The sequence below is a fragment of the Paenibacillus sp. B01 genome, from assembly GCF_009649995.1.
Classification (GTDB): Bacteria; Bacillota; Bacilli; order Paenibacillales; family Paenibacillaceae; genus Paenibacillus_O; species Paenibacillus_O pasadenensis.
Map to the genome: position 1 here is coordinate 480842 of NZ_CP045802.1, position 12804 is coordinate 493645.

At 65.8% G+C, this 12804-nt stretch carries 8 protein-coding genes; 6 read left to right on the forward strand and 2 right to left on the reverse strand.

Annotated features, from left to right (window positions below; all coding sequences use genetic code 11):
* Positions 1-56: 56 nt before the first annotated feature.
* From GE073_RS25905 to GE073_RS02140, 3 genes are all read left to right on the forward strand, one after another.
* Entirely contained in the window at positions 57-1124 is a 1068-nt protein-coding gene (locus tag GE073_RS25905) for a cupin domain-containing protein (protein WP_084137381.1), read from the forward strand.
* A 350-nt stretch (positions 1125-1474) separates the two neighbouring features.
* Positions 1475-1951 (forward strand): GNAT family N-acetyltransferase, encoded by a 477-nt coding sequence (locus tag GE073_RS02135; protein WP_101808428.1) that lies wholly within the window; start codon positions 1475-1477, stop codon positions 1949-1951.
* Between the two features lie 67 nt (positions 1952-2018).
* Positions 2019-3302: a hypothetical protein gene (locus GE073_RS02140; protein ID WP_153782667.1), complete on the forward strand. Its 1284-nt coding sequence runs from the start codon at positions 2019-2021 to the stop codon at positions 3300-3302.
* A 308-nt stretch (positions 3303-3610) separates the two neighbouring features.
* Here GE073_RS02140 and GE073_RS02145 read toward each other — a convergent pair whose 3' ends face one another.
* Both GE073_RS02145 and GE073_RS02150 read right to left on the reverse strand, forming a co-directional pair.
* Positions 3611-7285 (reverse strand): glycosyl hydrolase 53 family protein, encoded by a 3675-nt coding sequence (locus GE073_RS02145; protein ID WP_153782669.1) that lies wholly within the window; start codon positions 7283-7285, stop codon positions 3611-3613.
* A gap of 343 nt (positions 7286-7628) precedes the next feature.
* Complete coding sequence (locus GE073_RS02150; protein WP_153782671.1) at positions 7629-9275, reverse strand: DNA-binding protein; 1647 nt, start codon at positions 9273-9275, stop codon at positions 7629-7631.
* A 230-nt stretch (positions 9276-9505) separates the two neighbouring features.
* Here GE073_RS02150 and GE073_RS02155 point away from each other — a divergent pair, with 230 nt between their 5' ends.
* From GE073_RS02155 to hflX, 3 genes are all read left to right on the forward strand, one after another.
* Entirely contained in the window at positions 9506-10129 is a 624-nt protein-coding gene (locus GE073_RS02155; RefSeq protein ID WP_228551789.1) for a DUF3990 domain-containing protein, read from the forward strand.
* On the forward strand, positions 10101-10403 hold the full coding sequence (locus GE073_RS02160; RefSeq protein ID WP_153782672.1) for a hypothetical protein: 303 nt from the start codon (positions 10101-10103) through the stop codon (positions 10401-10403). Before GE073_RS02155 ends, GE073_RS02160 begins: the two co-directional genes overlap by 29 nt.
* Before the next feature lie 624 nt (positions 10404-11027).
* A complete protein-coding gene (hflX, locus tag GE073_RS02165) occupies positions 11028-12335 on the forward strand; it encodes a GTPase HflX (RefSeq protein ID WP_153782674.1) in 1308 nt (435 codons plus the stop codon).
* Positions 12336-12804 lie beyond the last annotated feature (469 nt).

Consider the following 12804-nt stretch of genomic DNA (forward strand, 5'->3'; position numbering starts at 1 on the left):
ACTCCGAGCTTCATATCCTTTTCAGTAGGCATCACGCAGGGGGAAGGATGGGGAACATGACCGTCTCGTACATGGACTATACGGATCCCGATCTCAAGTTCTCGTTCGACATGAAGAAGAGCACGGCGTTCAAGACGAACGCGAGCAACTACATCAACATCCTCGGCTACAAGCAGCTGCCGACGCTCGGCTCGGCCTCGCTGCTGGACATCTTCCTGAGCCGGGGGCATTATGTCGAGCCGCACTATCATCAGAACGCCTCGGAGCTCGTCTATCTGATCTCGGGCAGCGCGACCGTCAGCATGATCAATCCGTTCACGAACAAGCTCATCTCCATCCCGATCGTGCCGCAGGAGGTCGTCATCGTGCCGCAGGGCTGGTGGCACTTCGAGGAGGCGACTTCGGACGACACGCATATTCTGGCGATCTTCGACGCGCCGACGCCGCAGGTCATCCTCGGCTCCGACATCCTGCGGCTGACGCCGGCCAAGGCGATCGCCCAGACGTACTGCCTCGACGAGGCGAAATGGAAGGAAGCGATCGCGCCGATCAAGCAGACCGTCGCGATCGGTCCGCTCGACAGCTGCAAGCAGGCGCGCGAGAGCGGGGAGGAAGGGCAGGCTGCGGAGGCGCGGGCTCAAGGAGCTCGAGGGCCGCAGGGAGCGGGGGAGACGCGAGCTCAAGGAGCTCAAGGCCCGCAGGGGGCGAGGGAGACGCGAGCTCAAGGAGCTCGAGGGCCGCAGGGAGCGGAGGAGCTGGAGGACGCGCCGACGGTCGGCGCGATCTCCGCCTACCGGACCGCGCCTTCCTGGGCCGGCACCGGCGTGTCGGGCCAGCCGGCCTATGTGTACGGCCAGTCGCCTTTCCAGGCGCAGCCGCCGTACGGCCAGCCCTACGCGCAGGCCGGCCAGCCGTATGCGGCCGGCTACGCGGCTCATCAGGCGGCCGCCGCCCGGGCGTATGCGCCGCAGGCGGCCTACTACGCCGGCTACGGGCAGCCGCAGCAGGGCTGGGCGGCCTACGCGCCGCAGGGCTACGGAGCGTCCGCGGCGTACGCGCAGCGGAGCTACGGCTCGCCAGCGGCGTATGCGCCGCAGCAGGCGCCCGGCGGCGGCTGGCGCTGAGCGCCAGCGGCGGCCTCGCCTGCCGCTGAGGCGAGCCGGCCTCGCCGCCGCCAGGGCAGCGCCGATGCAGGAGCCGCTCGCAGGCGTCTGCGAGCGGCTTCAAGCTTGTCGCCAAGCCGGTCCCTCAGGGGCAATGCCATCAAGATCAGCTTGACTTGATGGCATTGCCCTCGGGGGCCGGCTTTTTGACGTGCGATCGGCATGGGCGCCGCACTCCTCGCAGCGGGAGATTCCAGCGCAAAGCGCTCTAGGCAAGCGGGAAATCCTCGATATACTGGAAGAGATGGAAGCGGCATCCGGACCATCCGCCGGCCGGGATGGCCGCAATCGATCCAGGAGGAGGAGAACGGATGATCGAACGAGCGAAACGGGAGGACCTGCCGGCCATCCTTTCGCTGCAGAGGCTCGCTTATCTGAGCGAGGCCGAGCTGTATGACGGCATGGCGATCCCCCCGCTGACGCAGACGCTGGAGGAGCTGGAGCAGGATCATCGGGAGGGCGTCGTGCTGATCGTCGTGGAAGGCGGCGACATCGTGGGCTCCGTCCGCGCCAAGCGCGACGGGGACAGCGTGCGCATCGGCAAGCTGATCGTGCATCCGTCCGCCCAGAACCGAGGCCTCGGCAAGCGGCTGCTGCTGGAGGCGGAGCGGCTTTGGCCGGATGCGGCGCGCGCAGAGCTGTTCATGGGCCATCGCAGCATGAAAAATCTGGCGTTCTACCGCAAGCTCGGCTACGAGCCCTTCAAGGAAAGGCTCGTCGACGAACGGCTGACGCTCGTCTTTTTGGAGAAGCGGCTGCCGAAGCGGGAGCGCCGGGATGAGGAGTAAGGGACAGGAGGACGGCCGGATGCGGCAAAAGGGGCATGGCAGATGCAGCAAAAGGGGCGGACGGTGGATGCAGCAAAGGGCGCGGATGGCGATTGCGGCAAAAGGGGCGGACGCGGCGCAAGGCTTGCCGTCTCGGGCGCAGGTCGGCGCGGCGCGCGGGCTTGCGGAGGAGGCTCCGCGCCGAGGCGTGGGGAGAGGCTTGCGCGGCTTTGCGGATGGCGGCGCATCGGGAGGCTTGTCGAAGGCTTGGCGCATTCTCGCGGCCTTGCGGCGGGCGCCGCTTGCGCTGATCCTGCTGCTCGCGGCAAGCGCCGCGCTTGCGCCTGAGCCTGCCGCCGCCAACGGAGGGCCGGTCCGGGAAGCTGCCCCAGGCTTCGGACCGCTGACATTCGAACCCTCCGAGACGATCCGGCTCGTGCGCGAGAAGGTCGTGCTCGAGCTGCCGGCCGGCATCGAGGCGCACGAAGAAGCCGAGGTGTCCGTCGAGTACGAGCTCCAGAACGAGAGCGAAGCGAGGCAGAGCGTCGAAATGCTGTTCGTCCGACCGGGGCAGCAGAGCGTGGACGTTCGCGAGGCGGACGGCGGCCTTTTGCCCGCGCAGGCGGTCGATCCGGCTTCGCTGAAGGGGATGATGAACAGCCGGCGCAACGATGAGACGATTATCGACCCGATCGACGGACGCGCCTTCCCGCCTCCCTCCGAGCTGCTCACGCTTGCGGGCTCGCGCTACTCGCTGACGTTCGCTCCCGGCGAAACGAAGCGCCTGTCCATCCGCTACCGCGACCAGGGCGGGATGGAGACGATCTCGGTGGCGACTGCGGTCGGGGCGAATCGGTACTATCTTTCGCCGGCCGCCTATTGGAAAGGGCAGCCTGAAGTCGAGCTGGAGGCCCGGCTGCCGGATAGCTGGGGCTGGAGGCTGCATAGCAACGTGCCGCTGCGCTGCGAGGACGGCGTCTGCCGGGTGAAGCTCGACCGCCTGCCCCTGGAGGAGTGGACGATCAGCTATGCCTCTTCGAAGAGGCTCCTTTTCCCGATCAACCGCCAGCTTTTTTACAATCTCTGCGTGCTGATCACGGCGGCGGCGCTGACGCTGTACGGAGGCGATCTCGCCCGCAGGCTTCGCCGCTTCTGGGTTTCGCTGATCGGTTCGGGGCTGGGCCTTGCGCTTGTGGTCGTCTACATCGCCCGCCTGGGCGGCTATCCGTTCGAGATCATCCTGCTGCCGGGCCTGTATGGCTTGGTTTTCCTGCTTCAGGCGCTGTATTTGAAAAGGCTGGCCCGGCAGCTCAAGCGTCTGCCCGCCCCGTGCAGCGCGATAAAAAAGCCCGCCAGCGGCCAAGGCCGGTGACGGGCTTGAGGATATAGGCAGCAGCCTTTCGGAGCCGCTTTGCTTCAATGCGGGTTTATGTTCTAACGACGGGTCAGACGCTTAGACGCCTGTTTTTCCGCTTTCCTCTGCGTTAACGACTCTTCAGACGCTTAAACGTTCGCATGGCGGCAATTCTACTCGTTGGACGCTGTTTTCCCGACGCTAAGCTTCTCACGAGTCATTAAAGCTCGGCGAGGGCTGAATTCGGCCGTCTAATGAGCGGATTCGTCGTTAGCCTCTTTAATGAGAGTGCTTGCGTCAGAACGGACCGCTGCGGGCGAATGAACCTACGCCTGCAGCAGCTTCAGCAGGCGCTGCACCGCAGCGGCGGCTTCCGCGCGGGTGAGCTCCGCCTGCGGCCGGAACGCGCCGTTCGCGTCGCCTTGCAGCAGGCCGGCCTCGTAGGCGGCCGCGACGGACGGCGCCGCCCAGGCACCGATCGCTGCCGCGTCGGCGGCAGCCGGCCGGTCGCCGGCGGCAGCCTCGAGCGGCTTGCCCGCTGCGGCGGCGGCGCGCACGAGCATCGCCGCCATCTGCTCGCGGCTCAGCAAAGCTTGCGGAGCGGCGATGCCGTCCGCCTGGCCGCGAAGGATGCCCGCGTCCAGAGCGGCCGAGACCGCTCCGGCATACCAGGCGTCCGCCGAGACGTCGGCGAAGCCTGCCGCGGCGCTGCCGGAGGCGCTCAGGCCGAGCGCCCGGACGAGCATGGCCGCCAGCTCCGCGCGGCTGACGGACTTGGCGGGCAGGAAGCCTGCCGCGCCTGCGCCTTGCACGATGCCTTTGGCCGACAGGCTGGCGATGCCCACCTGCGCCCAGTGGCCGGCCGGCACGTCGGCATACGCGACGCTCAGCTCCAGCACGGCGTAGCGTCCGGCGGAGCGGACGTCGGCGGTCCAATCGCCGCCTGCGAGCCGGGAGCCGAGCTGGTAGGCCGGCGCGCCGTTCGCGTCCAGGCGGAAGATGCCGGAGCGCTCCGGATCGAAGCCGGCTGCCGCGCTCAGCTTCAGCCGGATCGAAGCCGCTTCAAGCGGCAGCTCCCGGCCGTCCGCGGCGATCGAGCCGATGGCGAGCTCCACGCTGCCGCCTGCGGCGGCATACGCGCGGCTGCCCGGCTGCTGCAGCGGAGCCAGCTGCTCTCCTACGCCGTCCGCCGCGCTCAGGCGGATCGACAGCGGCGCATCGCCGGCCTGCTGCCACAGCTGGCGCAGCTCGTCGCCGGACAGCTCGGCGCTCAGGCCGGGCAGCTCGAGGCGGAGGCCGTCCGCCAGCCGCGGCTTCAGCTCGGCGCCGAGGCGGACGGTCGCCGCTCCGTCCAGCTTGAGGACGGCGGCGGCTCCGGCATCGCCGGACAGCTGGCCGGCCTGCACGGCGACGATGCCGCTGCCGGCGCTCGGCGTCGGCGAGGCTGCCGCGCTTGGCGCCGGCGTAGCGGTTGGAGCCGGAGTCCGCTCCGGCGTCGGCGTCGGTGTCGGTGTCGCCGGAGGCTGGCCCGTCGCCGGAGGCTCGCCGGTCGCCGGAGGCTGGCCCGTCGCCGGAGGCTCACCCGTCGCCGGAGGCTCGCCGGTTGCCGGAGGCCCACCCGTTGCCGGAGGTTGGCCGGTTGCCGGAGGCTCACCCGTCGCCGGAGGCTCGCCGGTCGCCGGAGGCTCGCCCGTCGCCGGAGGCTCGCCGGTGCCCGGCAGGTCGCCGGTCCGCGTCAGCCGGATGTCGTCGAAGTAGCCCCATGCCGCGCCGGGCGCTTCGACGTCGAAGCCGATCGTCACCTGGCCGTTGGCCACTTCGATGCCGCTGACCTTGTATTCCTTCCATACATTCCAGCCGGTGTTGACGATGTCCGCGTTCCAGCGCGAGCCGATGCCCGTCTCGGCGTACAGCTGCAGCTTCGTCTCGCCGCCGCCGCCCGATGCGGCGGCCGTGAGCTCATAGACGCCTTTCGGCAGCTGGCTCACGATCTGCGTCAGCGTGAAGCGGTACGGATCCTCATACCAATAGTTGAACGCATGCGTGCCCGCATGGGCATTGGCCGCATTGTTCTCGACCTTGCCCGCGCCGGCGGTGCCGCCGAGCGTCCAGCCGGTCAGGTCGCCGCTTTCGAAGCCGGGGTTCTGCACGGGATTTTTCTCCGGCGCCTTCACCAGCTCGAAATCGTCCAAATACCCCCATGTGCCGCCCGGAGCCTCGACGTCGAAGCCGATCGTCACCTGTCCGTTCGTCACCTCGATCTCCTCGACGGCGTACGGCTTCCAGACGTTCCAGCCCGCATTCACGGCATCCGCGCCGAGCGGATCGCCGCCGTACCCTTCGGCGAACAGCCGCAGCTTCGTCTCGCCGCCGCCGCCCGACGCCCAGGCGCTGAGGCGGTACGTGCCGTTTTCCAGCCCCGTCACCGTCTGGCTGATGCGGTAGCCGTACTCCGTTCCGTAATAATAGTTGACCGAATGCCCGCCGCTATGCGCGTTGCCCGCTTCCTTGGACAGCTTGGCCGCGCCTTCCGTGCCGCTCAGCGTCCAGCCGGCCAGGCCGTCCTGCTCGAAGCCCGGGTTGCGGACGAGGTTCGGATTGTCCACGACCTTGACGGTCACGGCGGCCCGCATCGCGGCGTCCACGCCTTGCACGGAGCCTTGCAGCGCGTACGTCCCCGGCACTTTCCACTGCTCCGGATCGGCCGGCTCATCCCAGACGACCGCCCGCTTCTCGATGCTGCCCTCGCTGAGCAGCACCTCGGCCTCGGCCGGCAGCTCCGGCGCGGAGCCGGCGCTCGCGGTCACGTCCAGGGAGGGGTAGACGAGCAGCGGCTTGATGTCGTCCAGATCGCCCGGCACGAACCGGAACGCATCCAGCGACTCCAGCGCATTGCCGTCGAAGTCGAACATCGCCTGGTTCTCCCACGCGTTGCCTTCGCCGGCCTTCCAGCCGACGCCCGCCAGCCAGGCAGGCTCCCAGTAAAAGACGCCGAGCCCCTTGCCGCCCTGCACATGAGCGACGGTGTTCAGAATGAGCTCGGTGACGAGCTTCTGGCTCGCCACGCTCGCCTCGAAGCCGGTCAGCTTCGTCTGCGCCTCGCCGGCGATGTTGCCGTGTCCGTCCGCGTCCTCGAGCGTGTACGGGTAGGCCGTCTCCGCGACGACGACTTCTTTGCCGTAGCGGGCCGCCAGGTTGTCCATGTTGCTCTTGAGCTCTTGAAACGTGCCGTGCCAGTACGGATAGTAGGACAGTCCGATCACGTCATAATCGATGCCCTGCTGCCGCGCCTGGTCGAAAAACGTCCGGAACTTCGCGTTGCTGCCGCCTTCGGCCAGATGCAGCATGATCTTGGTCTCGTGCCCGGCGGGCGTCGTCTCGCGCACCGCGCGCACGCCCTCGGACAGCAGCTGGGCCAGCTGCGCGAAGCGGCTCGTCGAGCCGTCCGGCAGCAGCATGCCGGAGTTGATCTCGTTGCCGATCTGCACCATGTCCGGGTATGCGCCCTCGGCGAGCAGCTCGTCCATCACCTCGCGGGTGTAGCCGTAGAGCGCCGCCTTCAGCTCGTCGAAGCCGAGCGAAGCCCAGGCGGCGGGCTTGACCTGCTGGCCGGGATCGGCCCAGAAGTCGCTGTAATGGAAGTCGACGAGCAGCCCCATGCCGGCGGCCTTCACCCGCTTGGCCATCTCGATGAGATGGGCCTTGTCGTTGTAGCCGTCCGCCTGGACGGGATCGTTCCACAGGCGCAGGCGCACGTAGTTGACGCCATGCTCCTTGAGGATCGCGAGCAGGTCGCGCTCGGTCCCGTCGTCGTAGAAGGCGACGCCCTTGTCCTCGAGCGCCTGCAGCGTGGAGATGTCTACGCCCTTGATGAAGCCGTCCGGGTCGGACGAAGCGGCCGCGTCGGCGACCGCTCCTCCTGCCGGCAGGCCGAGTCCGGCGAGCCCGATGACGAGCGCCAGCATGGCGGCGCCGAGTCGGCGCAGCAGCTTGGTATGCACGATGATGATTCCCCCTTGTACCGTTGTCTCTCCTATTGTAGGGAACAGGTGAAAGCGCACCCATTCAGCGGGTCAACAAAAAGAGATACACTTTCAACGATGCGGGGTGGAAGGAGCGTGGGGCACGGCTCTCATCAGTGGTAAAAATGGCACTGAGAGGCCCGGCCGCCAGCCGCCGGAGCCGCTCGAAAAAAAAGCAGACCGCCCCGAACCTCGTAAAAGGTTAGGCGGTCTACTCGCTGCTATGCGATTTGACGGGATGCAAGCCGACGCTCCGGATCCGATCTGGAGCTCGCGCCAAGCCCTTGCGCCGGAGCGCTGGCCTGGCCGCTCCTTCAAGCGCCTAGCTGCCGAGCGTGACGGACACCGTCGTCAGGTTCGTGCTGTTCTGCCGCAGGCGCAGGCTGGCGGCTCCGCTCGAGCCCGACTTGATGCGGACGGTGAGCTGCTTGGAGGCGTTGCCGCTGCTGTCGGCCGTCAGGCTGAACGAAGAGCTGTAGCCGTATGCGGTCGGCCAGCTGCCGTCGGCGTTTTGCACCTGGGCGATCTGCGTGCCGCCGGAGGTGAGGTAGATGCCGACGTTGTACCCGCTTGTCGTGCCGTTCGGCGTCAAGCCGGTTGCCTTGACCGTGATCTGGAACGACGTGCCGTTGCTCGGCAGCGTCGCCGGCGTCACGAAGCTGTAGCTGAGCACGCCCGGCGTCGGAGTCGGCGTTGCCGTCGGCGAAGCGGTCGGCGTAGGGGTCGGCGTCACGGTAGGCGTCGGCGTCGGAGACGCGGCGCCGTAGCCGTAGGAGCCCGTTTTGAACGTGGAGGAATCGTACCACTTGTAGCCGGCCGCAGGCGCGGCCCACGGCTCGGCCTGCGGCTCGGTCGAGGAGGCCGGATCCTCAAAGGCGAGCAGCGGCGTCGGGCTGTCGAGCGTCAGGCCGCTCACCTGCGACAGGCTCGTGTAGCTTTCCGGCACGGCCAGCCAGTTCACGAGGTTGACGAGCAGCGTGTCGTCGTCGACTTCCTTGAAGCCGTCGTACGTCGTCTTGCTCGCTCCGGTGTCCTCGCGCTTGTACTTCGGCGAGGCGTCCTCGACAGGGGAGGAGTCGCCGATGAACGCCGCTTTGCCTGCGCCTTTCTTCGCGACCGCGACATACGGCCCCTCGGCGACGCCGCCTCCGGCATAGACGCCCTGATCGACGGCGCTGCCCCACTTGGCGGATGTCTGCGGCAGGTAGACGATGCCCTTGGCTTTGGCCGGATCGATGATCGCGAGCGTCGAGCCGGCATGCATCGCCACGGACGACACGCCCTGCGTAATGCCGAACGCCTGGCTCGGCGCGACGATCTGCGTCGCGTTCACGTCGCCGAGCGCGTTGTAGCGGAAGCGCACGCCGAAGTTCGTCGCGAGCCAGTCCGAGCTGACGACGCCCTGCATGGCGGGGGAGGCGGCTTCTTCGGCGCTCATGCCTTTGGCCGGGTTCGTCCAGGCGCCGCGGCGGTAGCCGTTGATCGCCTCGCTGCCGTCCCAGCGGTTCTTGTTGCGGTCCGCGTTGTAATGGTCGCCGATGAAGAAGATGCTGCCGCCGTTCTGCACGTACTGCGCCATCGCCGCCTGCTCCGTCGCCTTGTACGGCACGTTCGGCTCGGCCGTGATGAACACGTTGTACGGCGTCAGGTCGGAGAGGGTGATCGGAGTCGTCTTGCGCAGCTCCTTGACGTAGAACCCGGCGGACGCAAGCGCGTTGCCGAAGTCCGAGAAGCCGCCGTCGATGACCCAGTCCGCGGCGCCGGCCGTCTGGGCATGGGTGTTGTCGAAAAGGATCTTCTTGCCGGCGTTGCCGTTCACGACCTTGGCGGCGATGGACGGCGCAGGGTCCGACGGCCCCTCCGCATAGGCGCGGTAGCCTCCGGGCTGCGCCAGCGGGGCAGGGAGCAGGAGGGCTGCGGCGACGGCCGCGCCGAGCAGGCGTTTCTTCCATGACAAAGCTGGTTTCATAACTCGTCCCCTTTCGATGGGCGCGGAATCTTCTTCCATTCCGGCTGAGACTACTATAAGGCGAGAGGAGGGAGTTCGGATAGAGGGATGTGAGGGGCATGTCCGTCATATTTTTGTAAATGTCGGCAGGGAGGCTTTTCCTGTTCAAGTGGAAGATACTCCCTCTAAGTCAACCGACATGATAACATAGGGAGCATAGACTGATCTTAGGAGGATCCTATTTGCAGCTCGTGATTGAAAAGCTCTACCACGGAACGACAGATGACAGCTTAGCTGGGTTTTCCCGTCAGCTGATCAACTCCGAATACTGGAGGCCGGGACGAGATTTCGGACCGGGCTTTTACGCAACGCCCGACATTGACCAAGCACGTGAATGGGCGCACAAAGCGGCGGAGAAACGAGCGCGTGTGGGTGAGTTTGTCCGACCCTGCGTTCTGGAGGTTGATTTTCTCCCTCAACCCTACATAGATGATGATGGTGGCGTGGAGAACGAGACGACTATTTTCAGTGGTGTCTCGCGCTCGTGGGCGTATTTTATTTATCAACACCGGTTAGCTTCTAGCCAATCCGGAGACCCTTGTAAAAAACACCCCGCTGTTGTAATCGGGCCTATGGCCGACAACGACACTGGCGCTATTGTTCAACAAGAGATACAATACCAGTACGGGTTCGACTGGTTCTACGACAGGATTATTCATTCCCGACAAAATCAAAAGCTCAGTCTCCCTAGATTAGGAACGCAGATTGCATTTTGCTCCGACGTGTGGGATTCGCGGCTGGCACTCACCGGGTATTATGTTTATAGCGAGGAAGGAGCGTGGAACCATGAAGAGCGAAAAGCTGACTCCGTATGAAACGGCAATTGCCAGGGAATTGCACCATCACTTCGGCTTTTCCGAAGAGCAGGGTGAAGAATTGGTCATCCGTTACCGGACTCCTATCCATCGTATTGGTAGCTATGACCCGCCTTACGAGCACGCTGAGGCCATTGCTAAGTGCGTGGAGAAAAACATTTCCCCCGCCCGCTCCGCAGCCAACATCCGCAAAGTGTCAAAGCAAAGCAAGTCCGACTCTGGCATAGATCCTCTTACCAAGATTGAGATGGCTGCGGCGTTAATCTCCCACTAATACTTAAACCCACCTCATGTAGAGGTGGGTTTTTCTTATCCATCGCGCTTGAAGGAGCGAGAGTCGATGAACGGATAACGCCTCCGCTTGGCGACCAGACTAGAGTGGTAAAGTTCTCCTATAGTGATGTGGAGCGCTTGCGGGACGGAAAGCGGCTATGCTACACTCGTAGCAATCAAACGCGAAAGCCGTCCGCGGGCCGTCAGGCTCCAGCCGGGCGGCTCGCGATCGAACGGAGGGTTGCGTGTGATTCATTCGATTCGGATCCGCACGGTGCGTCGCTAATGGAATAACGCCCATGTTCTGCCTTTGTGCAGGGATCTCGAATCGTGGATGAATCCACGTTCATCGCTTTGACGCGCCTCTTTCGCATCTCCCGTCTCCCGGAGGCTTCGGCCCCTTAGGCGGAGATGTCGGCGAGGCCGCCTCTTCCGTCCGCGGAGGAGCCTTTCTGTCCGGCCGGAGAGCGGCGCGGCGGCATGCTGCCGCGCCGCGTCCCTCCGGGCGCCGCTGCCATGCGGCGAGGCGGACAGGGACGAAGCCGATCCATCCTGCATAACTGCGAACACGGGCCGCTAGGTCCGTGTTTTTTCATACCTGCCCCAAGAGAGGATGATTTCCCATATGACAACACATTCCAACCAACACCCCCGCGAGCGCGCGATTCTCGTCGGCGTGCACGAACAGAACAACCACCAGTTCGCCTACTCCATGCAGGAGCTGCAAGGGCTGGCCGAAGCCTGCAACATCGAGGTCGTGGCCGAGCTGACGCAAAAGGCGGAGCGCATCCACAGCACGCACTACCTCGGCTCCGGCAAGCTCGAGGAGCTGGCGGCGCTCATGGAGGCGTACGATTCCCCGACCGTCATCTGCAACGACGAGCTGTCGCCTTCGCAGATCCGCAACCTCGAGGCCGCCGTCAAGACGAAGGTCATCGACCGCACGATCGTCATCCTCGACATCTTCGCCGAGCGGGCGCAGACGAAGGAGGCGCAGCTGCAGGTCGAGGTAGCCCGCCTGAACTACATGCTGCCGCGCCTCGTCGGCTTGCGCGAGTCGCTCGGCCGCCAAGGCGGCGGAGGCGGAGCCGGACTGCGCAACCGCGGCGCGGGCGAGACCAAGCTGGAGCTCGACCGTCGGCGGATCGAGGAGCGCATCCACCTGCTGGAGACGGAGCTCGAGAAGCTCGTCCACCAGCGCCAGGTGCAGCGCAAGCGCCGCAAGAAGAACGAGATCCCCGTGCTCGCGCTCGTCGGCTACACCAACGCCGGCAAGTCGACGCTGCTGAACGCGCTCGTCGATACGTTCCACCCCGATTCCGGCAAGAACGTGCTCGCCAAAGACATGCTGTTCGCCACGCTGGAGACGTCGGTGCGCAGCATCGAGCTGCCGGACCGCAAGTCGTTCCTGCTGACCGACACGGTCGGCTTCGTCAGCGGGCTGCCCCATCATCTCATCAAGGCGTTCCGCTCGACGCTGGAGGAGGTCGCCGAGGCCGACCTGCTCGTGCATGTCGTCGACGCCTCCAACCCGGAGTTCAAGCAGCAGATCGAGGTCACCGAGCAGACGCTCAAGGAGCTCGGCGCGGACGGCATCCCGATGCTGTATGCGTTCAATAAATCCGACCTCGCCGGCAGAAGCTACCCGCGCGTAGAGCAGGACCGGGTGTATCTGTCCGCCTCCAGGCGCGAGGGCGTCGACGAGCTCGTCGCGCAGATCCGCAAGCAGATCTTCCGCGACTACATCGCCGCCGAGGTCGTCGTGCCTTTCCACCAGGGCGCGTGGGTGTCGTTTTTCAACGAGCATGCCCATGTGCAGGAGACGGAGTACGAAGAGGCCGGCACGCGCCTCAAGCTCGAGGTGCGCGAGGCGGATCTGAACCGCTTCTATCAGGAGACGGGCGCGGAGCGGCAGCCGGCGGCCCGGGAGTAGGGCGAGGGGGCGAGCGGCATCCGGTGGAAAAGGCGCGGCTCATCCAAGGCAGAAAAGGGCCTTGGATGAGCCGGCGGCCGGCCGGAACGATGGATCCAAGGCAGAAAAGTGCCTTGGATGGGCCGGCGGCCGGCCGGAACGATGGATCCAAGGCAGAAAAGGGCCTTGGATGGGCCGGAGCCCGGCCGGAGCGATGGATCCAAGGCAGAAAAGTGCCTTGGATGAGCGGGAGCCCGGCCGGAGCGATGGATCCAAGGCAGAAAAGTGCCTTGGATGAGCGGGAGCCCGGCCGGAGCGATGGATCCAAGGCAGAAAAGTGCCTTGGATGAGCCGGCGTCCGGCCGTAGCGATGGATCCAAGGCAGAAAAGTGCCTTGGATGGGCCGGAGCCCGGCCGGAGCGACGGATCCAAGGCAGAAAAGTGCCTTGGATGGGCCGGAGCCCGGCCGGAACGATGGATCCAAGGCAGA